Consider the following 18,715-nt stretch of genomic DNA (forward strand, 5'->3'; position numbering starts at 1 on the left):
CGGTTTTAGCGGCGCATCAACCGAAAGTTCGCACCCTAAAGGGGAAGCACTCCCCCATCGCCATCAACACGCTCCGGTTAAGTCTAAAACCGTGTTCGCCCACGCGGAGCTAAGGCCTAATTTTCGTTCGGAGGGAAACTTGCCGTTTGCCGTGGCGAGATAGGCATTAGCGACGCCTGAGCCGTACAGTATGTGGAAGCTAGATTTCATAGACATATATAAGGAGTAACCACCCATGTGCGGACTTCTCAGCATGCTCACCGCTAACTCGAACGCGAATGAGTTTGTGTCTGCCATCGAGGAAGGACTGCCATGCATGCGCCACCGCGGTCCGGACGCCGCAGGTACCTGGCATGACGATTCGGCGGTCTTTGGCTTCAACCGTCTTTCCATCATTGACCTCGAGCACTCACACCAGCCCCTGCGCTGGGGCCCGGAAGACAACCCAGAGCGCTACGCCATGACCTTTAATGGCGAGATCTACAATTACATCGAGCTTCGCGAGGAGCTGCAGGCCGCCGGCTACACCTTTAATACTGAGGGTGACGGCGAGCCAATCGTTGTGGGCTACCACCACTGGGGTGCGGACGTGGTCAACCACCTGCGCGGTATGTTCGGCATCGTCATCTGGGACACCGAGACCCGCACCATGTTCGCCGCCCGCGACCAGTTCGGCATCAAGCCGCTGTACTACGCCACCACTGATGCCGGCACCGTGTTTGCTTCGGAGATGAAGTCCATCTTGGAGATGGCCGAGGCCATTAATCTAGACCTCAGCCTTGATCGCCGCGCCATCGAGCACTACGTGGACTTGCAGTACGTCCCAGAGCCGGAGTCGTTGCACGCGAACATCCGCCGCGTCGAGTCCGGCTGCACCGTCACCCTGAAGCCGGGCGGCACCGTGGTTTCTAACCGCTACTTCAAGCCGCGGTTCAACGCGCAGCCGGTACCAAAGGGTAAGGAACAGGATCTTTTTGACCGCATTGCTCGGGCGCTCGAGGATTCGGTGGAAAAGCACATGCGTGCCGATGTAACCGTTGGCTCCTTCCTGTCCGGCGGCATCGATTCCTCCGCGATTGCCACCCTCGCAAAGCGCCACAACCCAAACCTTTTGACATTTACCACCGGCTTCGAGCGTGAGGGCTACTCAGAGGTCGATGTGGCCGCCGAGACCGCTGAGGCAATTGGCACTGAGCACATCGTGAAAGTGGTCTCCCCCGAGGAGTACGCGGAGTCCATCCCTAAGATCATGTGGTACCTGGATAATCCGGTTGCCGACCCTTCCTTGGTTCCCCTGTTCTTCGTGGCCCAGGAGGCACGCAAGCACGTCAAGGTTGTTCTTTCCGGCGAGGGCGCGGATGAGCTCTTCGGCGGTTACACCATCTATAAGGAGCCACTGTCCCTAGCGCCCTTTGAGAAGATCCCTTCCCCGCTGCGCCAGGGGCTGGGCAAGCTGTCCAGGGTTTTGCCGGATGGGATGAAGGGCAGGTCATTGCTGGACCGCGGATCCATGACCATGGAGGAGCGTTACTACGGCAACGCGCGCTCCTTTAACTTTGAGCAGATGCAGCGCGTGATCCCGTGGGCCAAGCGCGAATGGGACCACCGCGAGGTCACCGCGCCAATCTACGCCCAGTCCAAGCACATGGACCCGGTCGCACGCATGCAGCACTTGGACCTGTTTACCTGGATGCGCGGTGACATCCTGGTCAAGGCGGACAAGATGAACATGGCTAACTCCCTCGAGTTGCGCGTTCCATTCCTAGATAAGGAAGTCTTCGCCGTTGCGGAGTCCATTCCGTACGATTTGAAGATTGCCAACGGCACCACCAAGTACGCCCTGCGCAAGGCCATGGAGCAGATCGTTCCGCCACACGTGCTGCACCGCAAGAAGCTGGGCTTCCCGGTTCCTATGCGCCACTGGCTGGCCGGCGATGAACTCTTTGGCTGGGCGCAAGATACCATCAACGACTCCCAGACGGAGGATATCTTCAACAAGCACGAGGTCATGGAGATGCTCAAGGAGCACCGCGACGGCGTATCGGATCACTCCCGCCGCCTGTGGACCGTGCTCGCGTTCATGATCTGGCATGGAATCTTTGTGGAAAAGCGAATCGATCCGCAGATCGAGCACAAGGAGTACCCGGTCAAGCTCTAGCCTTCCACCCACGCGCGTTAGGGGCCGGCCAAGCCCTTAGCGCCCCGGGTTAAACGAAGAAGACATGAAAAAGCCCGGTATCCCAGGCCTTTAGGCTCAAGGGATACCGGGCTCTGCTGTGCCTAGCGGGCCTTAGTTGAAGGAGTCGCCGCAGGCGCAAGAACCGGTTGCGTTTGGGTTGTCAATGGTAAAGCCCTGGGACTCGATGGTGTCCGCGAAGTCAATCTTTGCGCCAGCGAGGTAAGGCACGGACATCTTGTCTACTACCAGACGAACGCCGCCAATCAGGTCTTCCTTGTCACCGTCGAGGGTACGGTCATCGAAGTACAGCTGGTAGCGCAGGCCGGCGCAACCGCCAGGCTGAACCGCGATGCGCAGGGCTAGATCGTCACGGCCCTCCTGGTCGAGTAGGGACTTGGCCTTAGCTGCGGCGGCATCGGTCAAGATCACGCCGGTGGCGGAAGTTGGAGCAGTCATGTGTTCTCCTCAATGTTGTCTCTAGTTCGAGTCTCGTAAGTACCCACACTACGCGCATGGCGCCAAACGCGAGCACCGACAAGCCTGTAGCTTTCCCGTGCCACGATACCCTCACGGTTAAGCCATCTGCCATATGTCTCCATTAACCCGCCCATGAGGGGATATATTCCCACTTCTGCAACCTTCCTTTGTATGCTGTTGAACGTGAAACTTCCGTGGCAAAAAGATCAAGAGTCCCAGCAGCCGGGTAAGGCTGCCCCCACCGCCTCCCCAAAGGGGTCCACCGCGGCCGGCGATGCCGCCCACACCGCGGGCAGGGCCGCCGGGGATGCGCAGACCAACCTTCCCAAGGGCTACACCCCGCCTAAGGGCCGACCTACGCCGAAGCGTGCGGAGCAGGAAATTGCCCGCGGCGTTCGCCGCGATCCCAATAGCATGTCTGATGCTCAGCGCTACCAGCACCGCAAGGAGCTAAAGAAGTCCCTGAGCAAGCAGGAGTGGAAGGAATATAAGAGGAAGGAAAAGGAAGAAAACCGCCGCATCGCCCGCGAGAACCAGGCCAAGATGGCCAGCGGCGACGAGCGCTACCTCATGGCCCGCGACCGCGGCCCTGAACGCGCGTTCGTCCGCGACTGGGTTGATTCCCGCCGCTGGCTGAGCGAGTGGGCCATGCCCGCCGCGCTCATCATGCTTGTCATTATGTTCACCGCTACGTTCGCACCGCGGTTTGCCAACATCACCTCCACCATTGCGATGGTGGTCATCGTGCTGTTCGCCATCGAAGGCATCATTATGGGCCGCAAGGTCAACAATGCCGTGCGCATGAAGTTTGAGGGTTCAACCGCCCCAGGTTTCGGCCTGGGTATGTATGCCTTTGGCCGCGCGACCCAGCCTCGCAAGTGGCGCACCCCGCGTCCGCGCGTCGAGCGCGGCGCTGAGGTAAATTAAGCCTCATGGCTGTTTTCACACCTGCCCCGCCGGTTGACGCCGAAGCCGCCGACGCTGTTCGCGTCGGCCTTGGTGCTACGCCGCGCGGGGTTTCCTTTGGCCGCTTGTGCGAGCCGGCGGCATGGCTAGCCGGGGCGCAGGGACAGGTACCTGCACGCTCCCCGATGAACGCGCGTCTTGTAGTCTTTGCAGGCCATAACAGCATTGCTGGGGCCCACTATCAGGGCGCCGGTCTGTCCGCCTTCGCGCCTGCCGCGACGGATGAGCAGGTAGAGGAACTCCGGACCGGTGTGGGCCCGGTGAGCGCCCTGGCGCGCCGCCTCGGTGTGGGGGTTTCACTCATCAACGTCACGGACACCTGCGGGCCTGCCGGTGGCATAGATACGTCCGATGCCATGGACGCCGCCACGGTCGATGCCGCTTTCGAACTTGGCGCCAAGGCCGCCAATAGCGCCGTGGATGCCGGCGCCGATCTTTTAATCCCCGCAGAGCTGGGAGTGGGGGCTACCACCGTAGCCGCGGCCGTGATGGGAGTTATAACGCGCACTGAGCCTGTCCAGATAGTTGGCCCTGGCTCCGGCATCACGGACGCCATGTGGAAGACCAAGGTGCGCGTGGTCCGCGATGCCATGTTTAGGGCTAGAAATTTCGCCTCCGATCCGCGCGAGCTCATCCAGCTCATCGGCTCCCCTAACCTCGCGGCGCTCACCGCGTTTATTGCGCAGGCCGCGCAGCGCCGCACCCCTGTGCTCATCGACGGCCCTCTCGTTGCCACCGCCGCCCTGCTGGCGGAAAGGCTCTCCATCGATTGCCGGCACTGGTGCTACGCCACGGGCATCGGGCCGGAACCGGCGCACCGCCTGGCCCTCCAGGAATTGGGATTGGTTCCGTTGTTGAACCTAGATATCCGGGCCGGGGGCGGATTGGGTGCGCTTAATGCGCTCCCTTTGCTGATAAGTGCCGTGGATTTGGCGGCCGGCGAAGTTGCCGCAGTCAGCCGCAATTTGTCCTAGTAGACGTGCGGTTAGCCAGCTGCCCTGGCGTGCAACCAGAAACGCTTTTCCGTCAGGGCAATCCTGTCCCCAGCCGCCGCTGAGTTAGCCAGCTCACGCAGGACATCCGCGTGTTTTTCGACGTCGAACTCCGGCGCTTCCCACGGGCAGTATCCCAAGTAAGTAATTAGCGTTTCGACGTCATCGAAGTGCATATGCCCGGCCCGTTCTCCGCTGTCGACAATCTCCAGCCCGGCGTCTTTCACCATCGCAGTGTAGTGCGACAGGTTCACATCAGGGTATTGGCTCTCACCACCAAACCATGTCAGCAATTCGGGACAATTGTCGCCGCTGACTTGCTGGGTCAGAAAAATCCCGGCGGGCCGGAGAACCCGGGCGACTTCCTCAGCGGAAAAGCTTTCATGCCGGGACATGACCACGTCAAGGTAATTGTCCGGCTACGGAATGGTGTCACCGGATTCGGCATCGCAGGCGCGGACCTCTACCCCGTACCCCTTCAGATTCTCCGTCGCCACGGGAATGTTGGGCTCCCACCCTTCCGTAGCCCAGATTTCCGGCACATCCGGCCCCAACTGTTCGATGATTGCGATGAGCCGCTCCCCGCCACCGGTGCCCAGGTCTAGCACCCGGCGCGCACTACGCATCGCGGCCAGACAGTGGGCATCAAAATCCCAGTCGGGCTCAGAGGACGATACACGGTCGGCAATTGACGCGAAGCCCCCACCATGGTCGCTTGCGCATGAAGGCGGGACCAGCGGTCCCGCCTTCGGAGTTAGCCATAAGGTCAACCGGAGCAATCCCGCGAGCCCGACCAATTCTTTTGCTTTCATGCGTTGACTAAGTGCAACAAATACGTTCGATCACCGGCCAAAACCACCGGATCTCTCCCAGATCGAACGAGTTTGTTGCACCCCGCCTGCCAAATCATAGCTATCCGCAACAAATACGTTCGATCGCCCCCGATGAATGCATGATCTAGCCACGATCGAACGAGTTTGTTGCACGCCAACCCCAATCCCCGCCAAATAGACGAATCCCCACGCCACCATCAAGGCGAACGCGGGGAAACCTAAAAGCAAACGGGTGCTACTTCACCAGGGTGTGCAGCCAGCCGTGCGTGTCCTCGACGGAACCGCGCTGGATGCCCGTGAGCGCCTCGCGAAGCTTCATGGTTACCTCGCCGGCCTCATTGTTATTAATGAGGTACTCGCCGTCCTTGCTTGCCACGTGACCCACCGGGGTGATGACGGCGGCGGTACCGCAGGCGAAGGCCTCGGTCATTGCGCCGGATGCTACGTCCTCGCGCCATTCATCCGTAGTGATTCGGCGTTCTTCCACCTTGTAGCCCAAATCCTGCGCCACCTGCAGGAGGGACTTGCGGGTGATGCCCGGAAGCAGTGAGCCGGACAAGGATGGGGTCACGATGGTGACATCATCGCCGGAACCGTAGACAAACATCAGGTTCATGCCGCCCATTTCCTCGATGTACTTGTGCTCAATCGCATCAAGCCACACCACCTGGTCGCAGCCCTTTTCCTCCGCCTGCGCCTGGGCCAAAAGGGAGCCCGCATAGTTACCCGCGAACTTGGCCGCTCCGCAGCCACCGGGGGCGGCGCGGACGTAATCCTTAGACAGCCAGACCTTCACCGGCTTAACTCCGCCCTTGAAGTAGGCACCAGCCGGGGATGCAATGAGGATGTAGCGGTAGGCGTCCGCCGGGTGAACGCCCAGGGATACCTCAGTGGAGATCATGAACGGGCGCAGGTACAGGGAGGCCTCTCCGCCGGCGGCCGGCACCCAGTCCTGGTCCGCCTCTACGAGCACCTGCACGGATTTCAGGAATTCCTCGACCGGCAGCTGCGGCATGGCCAGGCGGTCAGCAGAGTCGTTGAGGCGTTTGCCGTTTTCATCAGGACGGAAGGCCACGATGGTGCCATCCTCATGACGGTAGGCCTTGAGACCCTCGAAGATTGCCTGGCCGTAATGGAACACGTTGGTCGCCGGATCCATGGTGACGGGGCCGTAGGGCTGGAGCTGGGCGTTGTGCCAACCCTTATCCTTGGTCCAATCGATGGTCACCATGTGGTCCGTAAATTCCTTGCCGAAGCCTGGGTTTTCCAAGATGGCCTGACGCTCAGCGGCCGGGCGTGCGTTTTCGTTGCGGGTTACCTGATACTCCAAAGAAGTCATGGAACTTAATCTACTCCGCCAGTCAAGAACCCACAGCAATATGCCACTGCATTCTCCCGTACCCAACACGTTGAGGCCAAGAATGGCTAAAGTGGGAAGGTCGAAACTGTTTCTGACAAAACCTTAGGAGGATAACTGTGGCCAAATCACAGGCTAAGTCCGCTATTTCCCTGCCGGGTGCGGGCACGTTCCCCGCAGTCAAGCTGGTGAAGAAGGCGCCAAAGAAGGCCGATGCCTTTATTATCGCCACCTGCAAGGGCGAGGAGGGATTGGAGGTTCCGGCCGGTTTACTGCTCGGAGGATCCCAGCTCAAGGCCGCCTTTGAGGCCTTGGTCGCCGTTGGCGCCAAGGGAACCGCAGGTGAGGTAGTGCGCATCCCGGCTCCGGCCAAGGCGGGCGCTACCTCGATTATCGCGGTGGGCCTGGGCAGCCCCGAGCAGGTAGACGCTGAGGCGGTCCGCCGCGCCGCAGGCTCCGCGGGGCGCGCGCTCAAGGGGATTGACAGCGCCGTTGCCGACTTTGCGCACTTTGGCCTGGTGCCCGCCGTGGAGGGAATCATCCTGGGCGGCTACGTCTACAAGGGCATCCACACCGAAGATGACGCGGACGCCGCGCAGCGGGCCACCGTCTCCTTTATCTCTTCCGATAAATCGGAGGCCGCCGCATTCGAGGCCGCCAAGGTCACCGCCGAGGCGGTCATTACCGCCCGCGACCTTGTCAACACCCCATCCAATATCCTCTACCCGGCCTCCTACGCCGAACTGCTCAAGCAGGAAGGCGAAAAGGCGGGGCTAAGCGTGGACGTCCTGGATGAAAAGGAACTCGAGGCCCAGGGATTCGGCGGCATCATCGCCGTGGGCAAGGGTTCAGCGCGCCCGCCTCGCCTCGTGCGCATGGCGTGGGAGCCGAAGAAGGCCGCCAAGCACGTGGCGCTCGTGGGCAAGGGCATAACCTTTGACACCGGCGGCATTTCCTTGAAGCCGGGCGCCGGCATGTGGGACATGATTTCCGATATGGGCGGCTCCGCGGCTATGGCCTCCGTAGCCATTGCGGCCGCGCAGCTCAAGCTTCCGGTCAAGGTCACCGCTTACCTGCCACTGGCTGAGAACATGCCGTCCGCCAACGCGTCCCGCCCCGGCGACGTGATCACCCACTACGGCGGCATCACCTCCGAGGTTCTCAACACCGACGCTGAGGGCCGCCTGGTGCTTGCCGACGCCATCGCCCGCGCGTCCGAGGACAACCCGGACGTCCTCATCGAAACCGCCACCCTCACCGGCGCCCAGATAGTCGCCCTAGGTGACCGCACCGCCGGCATCATGGGCACCGAGGAACTGCGCGATCACCTCGCAGCGCTAGGCCGCACCGTGGGTGAAAACGCGTGGGCTATGCCGCTGCTCGAAGAGCACGATGAGGAGATCAAGTCCGCTGCCGCCGATATCCGCAACATCTCCGGCAGCCGCTCCGGCGGCATGGAGTATGCCGGCACCTACCTGGGTAAGTTCGTCGGCGAGGGCATCGAGTGGGCCCACATCGATATCGCTGGGCCGTCCTACAATAACGCCGCGCCATACGGCTACACCCCGAAGAAGGCCACCGGCGTTCCGGTGCGCACCGTCATCGCCGCATTGCGTGAGTATGCCGGCGTTTAATGGCGCCTAGAATCGCGCCATACGCACATTAAAGATATAGGCGCCCACGTCCCCTCATTGAACTGCTCCCCATTAGTTGGACTGAGAAATCAGTATCCATCTAGTGGGGAGTATTTTCATTGAGAGCACGAAGTTCGTTATCCGAAGCCCAGCGTGAACGGTTGGTTGCTTTGTTTGAGGAAGGGTATGGTTACGTAGCCGCAGCTCATCGCCTCGGTGTGGGGCGTGGCGCTACCCGGAAACTGTTTAGTCGATTTCAGCTTCATGGCAGACTATGTCTTGTGGAGAAACCAACGAAGCAAACCTATTCTTTCGAGGTCAAGAAAGAAATCATCGAACGCCATCTCGCTGGCGCGACCCGGATGGAACTGGCCAAAGAATTCAACTTGTCTTCACCGACCCTGGTTAGGGATTGGATGCGGCGCTACCGCAAAGAAGGCTGGGACGGGCTTAAACCGAAGCCTAAAGGCAGGCCTAAAGGATCAGCGAAGCCCAAACCTGTGACGGAAGAAGACAAACTGCGCCGCGAAGTCGAGCGACTGAAAGCGGAAAATGCTTACCTGAAAAAATTGCGGGACTTGAGGAACCAGGGACTCGCCTAAAGGTCCAGGCGATCGTCACCCTCAAGTCACAACACAGGCTCGAAGACCTGCTTGACGCTGCAGATCTTGCCCGTTCGACCTACTTCTATCACCTTCAACGACTCGATAGGCCTAATAAGTATGCCGAGCTAGAAGAGGAAATCGAGAAAATCTACACCGGCAGCAAACAACGCTACGGGTATCGCCGCGTGTGGCTTGAACTGCGCACACAAGGCTTTGAAGTCAACCACAAGCTGGTGTACAAGATCATGGATGCCAACGGTTGGAAAGCCAAGGTTCGGCGAACGACCAAGTACAGCTCGTACAAGGGGACCATCAGCAAGATAGCCGATAATATTTTGGATCGTAACTTCACCCCAGATGCACCGAATACGGCCTGGGTCAGTGACGTAACTGAGTTTAAAGTCGCAGGTAGAAAGCTCTATCTTTCACCGATTATGGATTTATACGATCGCACGATCTTGGCGCATACGTTTAAGTACGGCGCCGACTACGGCGTTGACGGCACAGTCACTATCAGATGCGATAACGTGGCATACCCCTGGTGCAGGATTGATTGTGCATACCGATCAGGGATTCCACTACCAGCATTCGAGTTGGCGAAAGCTTATTGCGTCGTGCGGCGGCATCCAGTCCATGTCGCGTAAGGGCAACTGTTATGACAATGCGGTCATGGAGAATTTCTTTGGACATCTTAAAACCGAGATGTTCCACGGTGAGCTCTTCGCCAGTACCGAAGAATTATCAGTAGCCATTGATGACTACATCTTCTGGTACAACACTCAACGATTGCAGGCACGCATAAAGGGCCTGACACCGATGGAATATCGGAGTCAGACCCTAGCGGCCCTAGCCGTATAGAATTAACCCAGTCCAACTTTCGGGGGCTAGTTCACATCGGGATTGTGGGCGCCTATTGTTTTTGCCTCGCGCGGCGCTATACCGGCGGGCCTGGGTTTTCTCCGCGCTCGAACTTTTCACGACGGGCGCGTTGTTGTTTACGCTTGCGCAGGATGCGCTCGCGTTCCAAGCGCTCGCGCATGCGCTGCGGGTACCCCGTGTCCTCCACGTCGTAGACGGCGCAGCCCAGCAGGCGCGCCACCGCATCAATGCCCTTTGGCCCGCCGATGCGGCGGCGGATGAAATCGCCGTTTTCATCCACAACGACCACGGACATCTCATTGACCACGGTCTCTGGCTCCACGAATGCCTCAAGGAAGGCGCGACCCTGCGCCCACTGTTGCAACGCGGCGGCATCGGCCTCCCGGATGGTGTCACCGGGGGCTCGCGGCGGGCGCAGCTGGGACTTGGATCTGTTGCGGCGGAAAGGGTTGAACACGGCTCCCCATTCTAATACAGCCTGCTATCCACCCCATTAGGTGGTGTGCCGGCAAAAATTATGAACTCCGAATGCGCAGCAGGAAGGCCAAACCGGTAGGCTGTTCATGAGAAACTAAGTTTATTTCCAACATTCGAGGAGTCTTATAAACCATGGCGCACTCCGTTGAGATGCCTGAGCTGGGCGAATCCGTAACCGAGGGGACCATCACCCAGTGGCTGAAGTCCGTTGGTGACACCGTTGAGGTTGACGAGCCTTTGCTCGAGGTATCCACCGATAAGGTCGATACTGAAATCCCATCCCCCGTCGCTGGCACCATCCTTGAAATCAAGGCTGAGGAAGATGACACCGTCGACGTCGGTGCGGTCATCGCCATCATCGGTGATGAGGGTGAGTCGGCTGATTCTTCTGATGACGATGCCGCAGAAGAGGAAGCTAACGATGAGGCTGAGGACAATGAGTCCGCCGACTCTGATTCCTCGGATGCTGAGGCTTCTGAGTCCGGTGACGCCACGGACGTTGAGATGCCTGAGCTGGGCGAGTCCGTAACTGAGGGCACCATCACCCAGTGGCTCAAGTCTGTTGGCGATGACGTTGAGGTTGATGAGCCTCTGCTCGAGGTATCCACCGATAAGGTCGATACTGAGATTCCTTCCCCGTTAGCCGGCAAGCTGCTGGAGATCCTGGCCGAGGAGGATGACACCGTTGACGTAGGCGCGGTCATCGCCAAGATCGGCTCCGGCTCCGCTCCTTCTTCCTCCAGCAAGTCCGAGGAGAAGAAGGAAGACAAGGCTGAGGAGAAGGACGAGCCTAAGACCGAGGAGAAGGAAGAGAAGAAGCCTTCCAAGAAGTCCTCCGGTTCCGCTACCGAGGTTGCCATGCCTGAGCTGGGCGAGTCCGTAACTGAGGGCACCATCACCCAGTGGCTCAAGTCCGTTGGTGACACCGTTGAGGTTGATGAGCCACTGCTGGAGGTATCCACAGACAAGGTGGACACCGAGGTTCCTTCCCCGGTAGCCGGCACCATCCTCGAGATCCTGGCGGAAGAGGATGACACCGTCGACGTGGGCGCCATCATCGTCAAGATCGGCGACGCCGATGCGGCCGGCGACTCCGACGATTCCGATGATGATGTTCCTTCCGAGGAGCACATCGAGGAGGCGGAGTCCAAGGAAGACAATGACACCGTTGACGAGGCTGCTGACGATTCCGACGCTGACTCCGGTGACGCTACTGACGTCTCCATGCCTGAGCTGGGCGAGTCCGTAACTGAGGGCACCATCACCCAGTGGCTCAAGTCCGTTGGTGACACCGTTGAGGTTGACGAGCCACTGCTGGAGGTATCCACGGACAAGGTCGATACTGAGGTACCTTCCCCAGTAGCCGGCACCTTGCTGGAAATCCTGGCCGAGGAGGATGACACCGTCGACGTGGGCGCGGTCATCGCCAAGATCGGCTCCGGCTCCGCATCCTCCAAGAAGGAGGACAAGGCTTCCTCTAAGAAGGAGGACAAGCCTGAGGAGGATTCCAAGAAGAAGGAAGACGCTAAGGAAGCCGGCAAGAAGGCCGACAAGGCTGAGAAGGATGAGTCCGCCGAGAAGGTAGATGACTCCAAGAAGGACGAGTCCAAGGCCGAAAAGAAGGACAAGACCGAAAAGTCTGACCCTAAGAGCTCCGGCGCATCCACCAAGGTGGACAACGGTGACAACGTTCCTTACGTCACCCCGCTGGTACGCAAGCTGGCCGACAAGCACGGCGTGGACCTAAACACCATCGAGGGCACCGGCGTTGGCGGCCGCATCCGTAAGCAGGATGTCCTGGCTGCCGCCAAGGGTGAGGCACCGGCTGCCGAGTCCGCTCCAGCCGAGTCCGGCAAGCGCAGCAACTGGTCCACCAAGTCCGTTGACCCTGAAAAGGCTGAGCTCATCGGCACCACTCAGAAGGTCAACCGCATCCGTGAGATCACCGCTTCCAAGATGGTTGAGGCTCTGCAGGTTTCGGCACAGCTCACCCACGTCCAGGAAGTTGACGTCACCGCAATCGCCGATCTGCGCAAGAAGTCCAAGCCAGCGTTCGCCGAGAAGTATGGCGCTAACCTGACCTACCTGCCGTTCTTCGTGAAGGCGGCGGTTGAGGCCCTGGTATCTCATCCAAACGTCAACGCTTCCTACAACCCTGACACCAAGGAGATGACCTACCACGCCGACGTGAACGTGGCCATCGCCGTGGACACCCCTAAGGGCCTCTTGACCCCTGTCATCCACAAGGCTCAGGACAAGCCCCTGCCGGAGATCGCTCAGGCTATCGCGGAGCTGGCTGACAAGGCGCGCAACAACAAGCTGAAGCCAAATGACCTCACGGGTGCTACCTTTACCATCACCAACATCGGTTCTGAGGGTGCGCTGCTGGATACCCCGATCCTGGTTCCGCCACAGGCAGGCATCCTGGGTACCGCGGCCATCACGAAGCGCCCAGTGGTTGTGACCGAGGACGGCCAGGATGCAATCGCCATCCGCCAGATGTGCTACCTGCCATTCACCTACGATCACCAGGTTGTCGATGGCGCGGACGCAGGCCGCTTCATCACCACCATCAAGGACCGCTTGGAGACCGCAGACTTCGAGTCTGACCTGGCCCTCTAGGCCTCACAGAGCTTGAGTTAAGCGGCTAGATCGCCTTGGCTCTCCCCTACTCGGGGAGAGCCAAGGCGGTTTTCGCGTTTTGTGGCCGTTGAACAACCACCCCCATATTCGTTCAATCGGGAAATTATCTTTCCCGCATACTATGCAGTGGGGTGCGTCGCTTTAATCTCCTCATGCAGGGGTTTGAGCACGCGCTGGGACGCATAATCTGAGAACCGAGATCGTCTAAATATTTGCCACATCTTTTTCCCACTGTGACCCGTCCGACAGTCATATAATGGGGCGCGTATGGCGGTGTTGCTTTCCGCCTGATTTCTATGCCTTTTAACGAAAAGGAGCACGCTAATAATGGAGTTCATCTCGCGCCATTTAGGCCCAGATGCATCAGAAACATCCACCATGCTGTCCAAGTTGGGCTATGACTCGGTAGAAGCGCTGGTGACGGCGGCCATCCCGCAGGCCATCGTTTCTGATTCCCCGCTCGATATGCCGGAAGGCCTGAGTGAATACGCGGCCCAGGCTCGCCTGCAGGAATACGCGGAGAAGAATGTTGTCCTGAAGTCCTTCTACGGCCAGGGCTACTCTGACACCATTACCCCTCCGGTTATCCGCCGCGGGCTGATAGAAGACGCCGGCTGGTACACCGCTTACACCCCGTACCAGCCAGAAATCTCCCAGGGCCGCCTCGAGGCGCTGCTTAACTTCCAGACCCTTATCCAAGACCTGACCGGGCTGCCCATCGCCAACGCTTCCCTGCTTGATGAAGCCTCCGCGGTTGCCGAGGCGGTGGGCCTTATGGCCCGCGCGGTAAAGAAGGGACGCCGCGTTGTGCTGGATTCCCGCCTGCATCCTCAGGTGCTCGCCGTGGCCGCCGAGCGCGCCCGCGCCAGTGAGCTTGAGGTTGAGATCACGGACCTGACCGATGGCCTCGTGGGCGAGGACATCGTGGGAATCGTGGGCGCCTACACCGGCACCGAGGGCGACATTGCGGACCTGCGCAAGGTCATCGAAGAGGCCCACACCCGCGGCGGCCAGGCAACCCTGGTTGCCGATCCCCTGTCGCTGCTCCTGCTGGAATCCCCCGGCGAGCTTGGCGCCGATATCGCCGTTGGTTCCACGCAGCGTTTCGGTGTTCCACTATTCTTCGGCGGTCCTCACGCGGCATACATGGCGGTGACGGATAAGCTCAAGCGCCAGATGCCGGGCCGCCTGGTAGGCGTGTCCAAGGATGCCGACGGAAAGCCCGCATACCGCCTGTCCCTGCAGACCCGTGAGCAGCACATTCGCCGCGAGCGCGCCACCTCCAATATTTGTACCGCACAGGCGTTGCTGGCCAACGTGGCCTCCATGTACGCGGTCTACCACGGCCCTAAGGGGCTTAAGGCGATTGCGGAGCGCGTCCACCTGCTCGCCTCCCAGTTCGCCACGGCCGTAAAGTCCGCCGGCAATAAGACCACCGCCGAGTACTTCTTTGACACCGTGACCGTTGCCGGCGTCGACGCCCAGGCAATCAAGGCGGATCTGCAGGCGAACGGCTACCTGGTTCGTGCCATCGGCCAGGACAAGGTCTCCGTTTCCTTCGGTGAATCCGCTACCGCCGAAGACGTCGTGGCCCTGGCCGCGGCCTTCGGCGCGTCAACCTCCGTGGACGCGCTGGATGATAACGCCTCCGCGCTGCCGGAATCCCTGGCGCGCACCAGCGAATATCTCACCCACGAGATCTTCAACTCCATGCACTCCGAGACCCAGATGCTGCGCTACCTGCGCACGCTGGCTGACAAGGACTTGGCGCTGGACCGCACCATGATCCCCCTGGGCTCTTGCACCATGAAGCTCAACCCAACCGCGGCCATGGAGCCTATCTCCTGGCCGGAGTTCGCCAACATTCACCCATACGCCCCTGAGGAAACCACTGAGGGTTGGCGCCTACTCATTGAGGAATTGGAAGGCTGGCTCGCGGAAATCACCGGCTACGCCAAGGTCTCCATCCAGCCCAACGCCGGTTCCCAGGGCGAACTGGCTGGCCTGCTCGCCATCCGCCGCTACCACGTGGCCAACGGCGACCACGGCCGCGACGTGGTGCTAATCCCTGCGTCCGCACACGGCACCAATGCCGCATCCGCAACGCTAGCCAACCTGCGCGTGGCGGTGGTCAAGACCGCGGATGACGGCTCTATCGATACCTCCGATCTGGACGCCAAGATTGAGCAGTATGGCGAGCACATCGCCGGAATCATGATTACCTACCCATCGACCCACGGCGTCTTTGACCCCGAGGTCCGCGAGGTATGCGACAAGGTCCATGCCGCCGGCGGCCAGGTCTACATCGATGGCGCAAACATGAACGCCCTCTCCGGTTGGGCAAAGCCCGGTCAGTTTGGCGGGGACGTATCCCACCTCAACCTGCATAAGACCTTCACCATTCCTCATGGCGGCGGCGGCCCAGGAGTTGGCCCCGTTGGCGTAGCAGAACACCTGGTGCCATTCCTGCCGACGGATGCCAATGATCCCGCCATCGACCCGGCCGAGCCTACCGCGGAGGGCAAGGGCGTTCCTTCCACCGCCGCTAAGTACGGCTCCGCCGGCGTGCTGCCGATTTCCTGGGCGTACCTGGCCATGGCCGGCGCACAGGGCATCAAGGACGCCACCTCGTGGGCGATCCTGGGGGCTAACTACCTGGCCCACGAGCTCAAGGATTCCTTCCCGGTTCTCTACACCGGCAACGAGGACCTGGTGGCCCATGAGTGCATCTTTGACCTGCGCCCACTCACGGACGAGTCTGGCGTGACGGCCGCGGACGTTGCCAAGCGCCTGATTGACTACGGCTTCCACGCCCCAACCCTGTCCTTCCCGGTCTCCGGCACCCTGATGGTGGAGCCAACCGAGTCCGAGGATCTGGGTGAATTGGAGCGCTTCGTCACCGCTATGCGCGCCATCCGCGCCGAGATTCAGGAAATCATCGACGGCAAGGTCGCCTACGAGGATTCCGTCATCCACAACGCGCCGTTTACCGCGGAGGCCGCAACCGCCGATGACTGGGAGTACGGATTCAGCCGAGCCAAGGCCGTCTACCCGCTAGATTCCCTGCGACGCACCAAGTACTACCCACCGGTTCGCCGCATCGATGAGGCCTACGGTGACCGCAATCTGGTTTGTTCCTGCCCGCCGCCAGAGGCATTCGATACCGCTTCCCAACCAACGAACTAATTCGTGAGGAGAAAAGTATATGACTGATCTTCGTCAATCCCCGCTGCACGCCGAGCATGAAAAGCTAGGCGCACACTTTACCGCCTTCGGACCATGGAACATGCCGCTCAAGTACGGCAAGGAGCTCGAAGAGCACAAGGCCGTCCGCGAGGCGGCGGGCCTGTTCGACCTGTCCCACATGGGCGAGGTCTACATTGAGGGACCAGATGCGGGCAAGTTCCTGTCCTACGCGCTCATCTCAAACCTCGACATTCTCAAGGTGGGCAAGGCCAAGTACTCCATGATCTGCGCCGAAGATGGCGGCATCATCGATGACCTCATCTCCTACCGCCTGGAGGAGGATAAGTTCCTGGTCGTGCCCAACGCGGGCAACGCCGCGGTGGTATTCGAGGAATTCGAAAAGCGCGCCGAGGGTTTTGATGTCTCGCTGACCAATGCGTCCTTCGATAAGGCGATGATCGCCATTCAGGGCCCTAAGGCCGCCGAAATTCTGCTCCAGCTGGTCGCCGAGGATGACCGCGAGGCGGTAGATACCGTTGGCTACTACGCCTCCGTGCCGGCCACCGTCGATGGCGTTGAGGCCTTGGTCTGCCGCACCGGTTACACCGGCGAGGATGGTTTTGAGCTCATCGTGGACAACGACAAGGCCCCCGGCCTGTGGCAGAAGCTGCTGGCCACCGGCGAGCCGGCTGGCCTGCTTCCCGCAGGCCTAGCCGCCCGCGATTCCCTACGCCTTGAGGCGGGCATGCCGCTCTATGGCAATGAGCTCTCCCGTGAGATCACCCCGGTCGAGGCGGGCATGGCCCGTGCCTTCGCCAAGAAGGAAGCTGACTTCGTGGGCGCCGAGACCATGCGCGCGCGTGCGGAGGAGGGCCCCAAAGTGGCCATCACCGGCCTGACCTCAGATCAGCGCCGCGCCGCCCGCGCGGGCTCCGAGGTTTACGTGGGCGATACCAAGGTAGGCACCGTGACCTCCGGACAGCCCTCCCCCACCCTGGGCTACCCGGTGGCCATCGCCCTGATTGACACCTCCGCCAACTTGGCCGAGGGTGCCGAGGTCGAGGTGGACATTCGTGGCAAGCGCTACCCATTCAAGGTGGCCGCAATGCCGTTCTACTCCCGCAAGAGGTAAACATCCCGCTAAACTAATGGGTGAGAGTAAAGCTCATCTCGCCTCACACAAGTGAAAGGACCCCATATGTCTAACTTGCCTGCAGATTTCTCTTACACTGAGGATCACGAGTGGATTAACTCCACCCCTGACGCTGTAGTAGGCTCCACCGTCCGCATCGGTATTACCTCCGTGGCGGCTGACCGCCTGGGTGAGGTTGTCTTCGCTGAACTGCCAGCGGTTGGTGACACCGTCACCGCCGGTGAAACCTGTGGCGAGGTTGAGTCCACCAAGTCCGTATCTGACCTGTACTCTCCTGTGACCGGAACCGTCACCGCTATCAACGAGGGCGTGGAAGATGACTACTCCGTCATCAACTCCGACCCATTCGGTGATGGCTGGCTGTTCGAGGTTGAGGTAGAAGAGGCCGGCGAACTGATGACCGCTGAGGAGTACGGCGCAGCAAACGGCGTCTAAGTCCTCAAGGCGGGTAAGGAGACTTCGGTATTCTTACCCGCCTTTTTTGACGCCCTGATTTATCCGTTCCGCATCGTTGAAGGTTTTCTCTTATGACCGCACCACGTGATCCATTCTTTCCAGCCGATCGCTCAATTCGCGCCTCCGCTAAACCGCTGGAGATTCGCCACCTTGGCAGAATGGATTACCAGGAAGCGTGGGACTACCAGGCGGAAGTTGCCAAGCAGCGCGCCGCGGGCGAGGTGGGTGACGTTATCCTGCTCGTTGAGCATCCCAACGTCTACACCGCGGGCAAGCGCACCCAGCCAGAAGACATGCCCGATAACGGGCTTCCGGTCATCCAGGTTGACCGGGGTGGGCGTATCACCTGGCATGGAGAGGGCCAGCAGGTGGTCTACCCCATCATCAAACTCGCCGAGCCCGTCGATGTGGTGGACTATGTCCGCCGCTTGGAGGAGGCGGCAATCCAGACGGTGCGCCAGATGGGCGTGGTAGAAGCCGGCCGCATCGATGGCCGCTCAGGCGTGTGGGTGCCGCACACCCGTACCGCGGCGGATCCGGCGGCCCCGCGGCGCGACCGCAAGATAGCCGCCCTGGGCATCCGCATCACCCGCGGCGTGACCATGCATGGGCTATCCCTCAACTGCGACAATACGCTGGACTACTACGAACACATCGTGGCCTGCGGCATCGATGACGCGGACGTGACCACCCTGTCCCTGGAATTGGGACGGAAGGTGGGGATCTCCGAGGTCGCCGAGCCGTTGCTTAAGGCCCTGACGGACGCGTTGGAGGGCCGCCTCATCGTCGCGGACCACACGTTCGCATCGGCGCCTGACCCCACCAAAATCGCTAATGAGCGCGCACGCGCCCGCCGAAAAGAATCAAAGTAACCATCA

14 protein-coding genes and 1 pseudogene are annotated in these 18,715 nt (G+C 60.4%); 10 read left to right on the forward strand and 5 right to left on the reverse strand.

What is annotated here, in order from left to right:
- The first annotated feature begins 235 nt into the window (after positions 1–235).
- Positions 236–2,158, forward strand: coding sequence for an asparagine synthase (glutamine-hydrolyzing) (asnB, locus tag CENDO_RS07710; RefSeq protein WP_136141520.1), 1,923 nt, complete (start codon positions 236–238; stop codon positions 2,156–2,158).
- Positions 2,159–2,290: 132 nt separating this feature from the next.
- On the opposite strand, the gene CENDO_RS07715 is transcribed toward asnB, so the two are convergent.
- Positions 2,291–2,635, reverse strand: a complete 345-nt coding sequence (locus CENDO_RS07715) for a HesB/IscA family protein (protein WP_136141521.1) — start codon at positions 2,633–2,635, stop codon at positions 2,291–2,293.
- Positions 2,636–2,839: 204 nt separating this feature from the next.
- On the opposite strand from CENDO_RS07715, the gene CENDO_RS07720 reads away from it, so the two are divergent.
- Both CENDO_RS07720 and CENDO_RS07725 read left to right on the forward strand, forming a co-directional pair.
- Entirely contained in the window at positions 2,840–3,583 is a 744-nt protein-coding gene (locus CENDO_RS07720; protein ID WP_246014221.1) for a DUF3043 domain-containing protein, read from the forward strand.
- Between the two features lie 5 nt (positions 3,584–3,588).
- Positions 3,589–4,596 carry a nicotinate-nucleotide--dimethylbenzimidazole phosphoribosyltransferase gene (locus CENDO_RS07725; RefSeq protein WP_136141523.1) on the forward strand — a complete coding sequence of 336 codons (1,008 nt, stop codon included), beginning with the start codon at positions 3,589–3,591 and terminating at the stop codon, positions 4,594–4,596.
- Positions 4,597–4,607: 11 nt separating this feature from the next.
- On the opposite strand, the gene CENDO_RS07730 is transcribed toward CENDO_RS07725, so the two are convergent.
- From CENDO_RS07730 to CENDO_RS07740, 3 genes are all read right to left on the reverse strand, one after another.
- The gene (locus CENDO_RS07730) at positions 4,608–5,009 is read right to left on the reverse strand and encodes a hypothetical protein (protein ID WP_136141524.1); all 402 of its coding nucleotides are present in this window, start codon (positions 5,007–5,009) and stop codon (positions 4,608–4,610) included.
- Between the two features lie 24 nt (positions 5,010–5,033).
- A complete protein-coding gene (locus tag CENDO_RS07735; RefSeq protein WP_136141525.1) occupies positions 5,034–5,240 on the reverse strand; it encodes an O-methyltransferase in 207 nt (68 codons plus the stop codon).
- 442 nt (positions 5,241–5,682) lie between these two features.
- On the reverse strand, positions 5,683–6,786 hold the full coding sequence (locus tag CENDO_RS07740; protein ID WP_136141526.1) for a branched-chain amino acid aminotransferase: 1,104 nt from the start codon (positions 6,784–6,786) through the stop codon (positions 5,683–5,685).
- 137 nt (positions 6,787–6,923) lie between these two features.
- Between CENDO_RS07740 and CENDO_RS07745 the strand changes: the two genes are divergently transcribed.
- Both CENDO_RS07745 and CENDO_RS07750 read left to right on the forward strand, forming a co-directional pair.
- Positions 6,924–8,438, forward strand: a complete 1,515-nt coding sequence (locus CENDO_RS07745) for a leucyl aminopeptidase (RefSeq protein WP_246014223.1) — start codon at positions 6,924–6,926, stop codon at positions 8,436–8,438.
- Between the two features lie 249 nt (positions 8,439–8,687).
- Positions 8,688–9,901, forward strand: a pseudogene (locus CENDO_RS07750) (IS3 family transposase); the annotation flags it as partial.
- A gap of 76 nt (positions 9,902–9,977) precedes the next feature.
- Here CENDO_RS07750 and CENDO_RS07755 read toward each other — a convergent pair.
- On the reverse strand, positions 9,978–10,379 hold the full coding sequence (locus CENDO_RS07755; RefSeq protein ID WP_136141527.1) for an oxidoreductase: 402 nt from the start codon (positions 10,377–10,379) through the stop codon (positions 9,978–9,980).
- Between the two features lie 152 nt (positions 10,380–10,531).
- On the opposite strand from CENDO_RS07755, the gene sucB reads away from it, so the two are divergent.
- The 5 genes from sucB (at position 10,532) to lipB (ending at position 18,709) form a co-directional block, all read left to right on the forward strand.
- Positions 10,532–13,021 (forward strand): 2-oxoglutarate dehydrogenase, E2 component, dihydrolipoamide succinyltransferase, encoded by a 2,490-nt coding sequence (sucB, locus tag CENDO_RS07760; RefSeq protein ID WP_136141528.1) that lies wholly within the window; start codon positions 10,532–10,534, stop codon positions 13,019–13,021.
- 348 nt (positions 13,022–13,369) lie between these two features.
- Positions 13,370–16,228 carry an aminomethyl-transferring glycine dehydrogenase gene (gene gcvP / locus CENDO_RS07765; protein WP_136141529.1) on the forward strand — a complete coding sequence of 953 codons (2,859 nt, stop codon included), beginning with the start codon at positions 13,370–13,372 and terminating at the stop codon, positions 16,226–16,228.
- Between the two features lie 19 nt (positions 16,229–16,247).
- Positions 16,248–17,360 (forward strand): glycine cleavage system aminomethyltransferase GcvT, encoded by a 1,113-nt coding sequence (gene gcvT, locus CENDO_RS07770; RefSeq protein ID WP_136141530.1) that lies wholly within the window; start codon positions 16,248–16,250, stop codon positions 17,358–17,360.
- A 66-nt stretch (positions 17,361–17,426) separates the two neighbouring features.
- On the forward strand, positions 17,427–17,816 hold the full coding sequence (gene gcvH, locus CENDO_RS07775) for a glycine cleavage system protein GcvH (RefSeq protein WP_136141531.1): 390 nt from the start codon (positions 17,427–17,429) through the stop codon (positions 17,814–17,816).
- A gap of 92 nt (positions 17,817–17,908) precedes the next feature.
- Positions 17,909–18,709: a lipoyl(octanoyl) transferase LipB gene (gene lipB, locus CENDO_RS07780; RefSeq protein WP_136141532.1), complete on the forward strand. Its 801-nt coding sequence runs from the start codon at positions 17,909–17,911 to the stop codon at positions 18,707–18,709.
- The last annotated feature ends 6 nt before the right edge of the window (positions 18,710–18,715 follow it).

Source organism: Corynebacterium endometrii (assembly GCF_004795735.1).
Taxonomy (GTDB): Bacteria; Actinomycetota; Actinomycetes; order Mycobacteriales; family Mycobacteriaceae; genus Corynebacterium; species Corynebacterium endometrii.